Below are 1,524 nucleotides of genomic sequence, written 5' to 3'. Positions count from 1 at the left end.
GGCCGCAAGGCTGAAACTCAAAGGAATTGACGGGGGCCCGCACAAGCGGTGGAGTATGTGGTTTAATTCGACGCAACGCGAAGAACCTTACCAAGCCTTGACATTGATTGCTAGGGACAGAGATGTCCCGTTCCTCTTCGGAGGACAAGAAAACAGGTGGTGCACGGCTGTCGTCAGCTCGTGTCGTGAGATGTTGGGTTAAGTCCCGCAACGAGCGCAACCCCTATCTTCTGTTACCAGCGGTTCGGCCGGGGACTCAGGAGAGACTGCCGCAGACAATGCGGAGGAAGGCGGGGATGACGTCAAGTCATCATGCCCCTTATGGCTTGGGCTACACACGTACTACAATGGCTCTTAATAGAGGGAAGCGAAGGAGCGATCCGGAGCAAACCCCAAAAACAGAGTCCCAGTTCGGATTGCAGGCTGCAACCCGCCTGCATGAAGCAGGAATCGCTAGTAATCGCAGGTCAGCATACTGCGGTGAATACGTTCCCGGGCCTTGTACACACCGCCCGTCACACCACGAAAGTCATTCACACCCGAAGCCGGTGAGGTAACCGCAAGGAGCCAGCCGTCGAAGGTGGGGGCGATGATTGGGGTGAAGTCGTAACAAGGTAGCCGTATCGGAAGGTGCGGCTGGATCACCTCCTTTCTAGGGAAAACCTAAGAAGTCGGCACGGAGGCAATTCATTCATTGTTCAGTTTTGAGAGGCCATCCTCTCAATCGTACCTTGACAACTGCATAAAAATGTTAGAAAATACCTCTTTTTAAAAAGAGATCTTAACGAACCTTGAATTCTTGTCCATCATGACATCCCTTATGGATGGCGTGATACATGAAAAAATAGTCAAGTAAGTAAGGGCGTACGGCGGATGCCTTGGCCATATCAGCCGAAGAAGGACGCGATAAGCTGCGATAAGCTGCGGTGAGGTGCAAGTAACCTTTGACCCGCAGATCTCCGAATGGGGAAACCCGGCAGCAGTAGTGCTGTCATCCTCTATGAGGAAGGGCACCCGGTGAACTGAAACATCTAAGTAGCCGGAGGAAAAGGAATCAACAGAGATACCCCTAGTAGCGGCGAGCGAACGGGGCAGAGCCCAAACCGGGATGGGAAACCAATCCGGGGTTGTGGACTGCTATCAAATGCATGAGTGAAGCAGAATGAGCTGGGAAGCTCAGCCAGAGAGAGTGAGAGCCTCGTAGGCGTAAGCAAGTGCATGGAGCAGGATCCGGAGTACCACGGGACACGAGAAACCCTGTGGGAAGCTGGGGGGACCACCCTCCAAGGCGAAACACTGATATGGACCGATAGCGCATAGTACCGTGAGGGAAAGGTGAAAAGAACCCCGGGAGGGGAATGAAAGAGAACCTGAAACCGTATGTCTACAAGCAGTCGAAGACCTTTATATGGTCGACGGCGTGCCTATTGAAGAATGAACCGGCGAGTTACTTCAGCTAGCGAGGTTAAGCAGAAAATGCGGAGCCGCAGCGAAAGCGAGTCTGAACAGGGCGTATAGTTAGTT

The 1,524-nt window shown here is 53.0% G+C and carries 2 rRNA genes; both read left to right on the top strand.

Annotated features, from left to right (window positions below):
* Positions 1-652, top strand: a 16S ribosomal RNA gene (locus tag ACFCTO_RS12095); the annotation flags it as partial.
* A 194-nt stretch (positions 653-846) separates the two neighbouring features.
* A 23S ribosomal RNA gene (locus ACFCTO_RS12090) occupies positions 847-1,524 on the top strand; the annotation flags it as partial.

Source organism: Megasphaera indica (assembly GCF_046614755.1).
Classification (GTDB): Bacteria; Bacillota; Negativicutes; order Veillonellales; family Megasphaeraceae; genus Megasphaera; species Megasphaera intestinihominis.
This window is presented reverse-complemented; position numbering and strand designations above follow the sequence as displayed.